The organism is Streptomyces sp. NPDC127092, from assembly GCF_042722475.1.
Classification (GTDB): domain Bacteria; phylum Actinomycetota; class Actinomycetes; order Streptomycetales; family Streptomycetaceae; genus Streptomyces.
In genome coordinates, this window is record NZ_JBHXFE010000001.1 from 309,218 (window position 1) to 311,158 (window position 1,941).

At 74.7% G+C, this 1,941-nt stretch carries 1 protein-coding gene and 1 pseudogene; one reads left to right on the forward strand and one right to left on the reverse strand.

Translation table 11 applies throughout. The annotated features are described in order from the left end of the window. Positions 1-335: pseudogene (locus tag ACFWJO_RS01285) on the reverse strand (hypothetical protein); the annotation flags it as partial. 244 nt (positions 336-579) lie between these two features. Here ACFWJO_RS01285 and ACFWJO_RS01290 point away from each other — a divergent pair. Then, on the forward strand, positions 580-1,779 hold the full coding sequence (locus ACFWJO_RS01290; RefSeq protein ID WP_386862751.1) for a low temperature requirement protein A: 1,200 nt from the start codon (positions 580-582) through the stop codon (positions 1,777-1,779). The last annotated feature ends 162 nt before the right edge of the window (positions 1,780-1,941 follow it).

Consider the following 1,941-nt stretch of genomic DNA (forward strand, 5'->3'; position numbering starts at 1 on the left):
GGCGCGGCCCACAGCCAGGCGGGCACCGGGCGCCGCTCCGGGCGCCCGGGCGCGGGCGCGGCCGGGGCGGCCCGCCCACGTTTTGCGGGGGGGGGGAGGGTGGCTGTTCCCCTCCCCCCCCCCCCCCCCACGCCGGCGGCGTACACAGTGAGAAAGAGCCCGAGCTCGAACAGCAGCCCGCGCTCCACACCGAGGAGCTCACCGAGCGGTCCTGAGGCGACGGCGTACGCGAGCCCGTTGGCGCCGGTCACGACGGCGTCGAGAGCGAGGAACCGGCGCACCATGGACAGCGGCCGGGTGGTACGGGAGAGACCGGTGAGCAGGGCCTGCGACATGGCGGATCACCCTTCTGGAAGGCGTTTCTGACGTCCTGACGGATTCGGTGGGGCCGGTGCCCGGGCGGAGTGCGCCGCCCGGGACCCGGTGACTTCGAGCATGCCGGGGGCCGTCGCGGGCGTCGATTACGTCACAGGTAATGCGGGGCCGGGGTAGGGTTTCGCGCCGGATGGCCGGAGGGCCGGGTGACGACCGGCCCGTGCGTTTCAGGGGGTTGGCGTGGGGGGCAAGGGGCGGTCGCGCATGGTGGCGACCGGGGACGACCACAAGGTCACGCCGGCGGAGCTGTTCTTCGACCTGGTCTTCGTCTACGCGATCACGCAGGTGACGGCCCTGATGGCGGCGGACCCGTCGCCGGTGCGGGTGGTCGGGGCGATGGCGGTGCTCGCGCTGCTGTGGTGGTGCTGGTGCGCCTTCTCGTGGCTGGGCAACGTCGTACGGGCGGACTCGGCGGCGCTGTTCGGGGTGCTCGTCGCGGTCATGGCGGTGGTGTTCGTGGTGTCGCTCGCGGTGCCGGAGGTGCTGGCCGACGCGCCGGGCGGGCTGCCCGCCCCGCTGGTGTTCGTGCTCAGCTACGGCGTCGTCCGGGTGCTGCACCTCGTCTCGTACCGCCTCGCCAGCCCCGGCGACACGGTGCTGCACCGCACCCTGCGGCGCACGGCGCTGCTGTCGGTCGTGCCGCCGTTCGCGCTGCTGCTCGCGGGCTGCGCCTACGACGGCACGCCCCGGCTGCTGCTGTGGCTGGGCGCCGTGGCCGTGGACTACGGCGCGATCTACGTCACCGGTGCCTCCGGGTGGCGGGTCAACTCGCCCGGCCACTTCTCGGAACGGTACGGACTCATCGTCATCATCGCGCTCGGCGAGTCCATCGTCGCCATGGGCGTGGGCATGCAGGGCTTCCCGCTGACCGTGGCGGTGCTCGGGGCGTGCGCGGCCGGGCTGCTGCTCTCGGCCGGGCTGTGGGCGCTGTACTTCCGCCGCTTCGGCGCGCCCGCCGAGCACCGGCTCGCGGCCCTCGACGGCGATGCGCGGACCCGCTTCGCCCGCGACGTGTACACGTTCCTCCACCTGCCGCTGGTGGCGGGCGTCGTCCTGTCCGCGCTCGGCATGAAGAAGGTGCTCACCCAGGTCGCCGATACCGGCCACTACGGCCTGGCGGAGCCGCTGCACGGCACGGTGGCGTGGTCCCTGACGGGCGGGGTGGGCGTGTTCCTGCTCGGTTCGGCGGCGATCGTGCTGCGGTCCGCCGGGCCGCGGCCCACGGCGCTCCTGGCGGGCGGCGTGTGCTGCCTCTTCGCGGGCCCGCTGGTCTCCCGGATCCCGGCCCTCCTCGCCCTCGGGCTGCTCGCGGTGGCGGTGCTCGGCCTGGTGGTGGCGCACGGCCGGCGCGGCCCGGAGCCGGAGCGGCCGGCCACGACCGGGGAGCTGCCGGTCGCGGCGTGAGGACGGGCAGGGGTACTGGGGGCCGGTAAACCGGGCGGAGGCCGCGGGGGGCTCGAGCGCCACAGGCCCCGCAGACCCGTCCAAACGACCCGGCCAAGGTAAGTCCCCCCGTGTGAGGGCCCCGTTCAGGAGCCCTCAAAAGGGTCACGGGAAGGGCAGACC

What these genes read in the sequence shown, in the direction of transcription:
- ACFWJO_RS01290 (WP_386862751.1), top strand. Translation starts at nt 580, where the DNA reads ATGGTGGCGACCGGGGACGACCACAAGGTCACGCCGGCGGAGCTGTTC.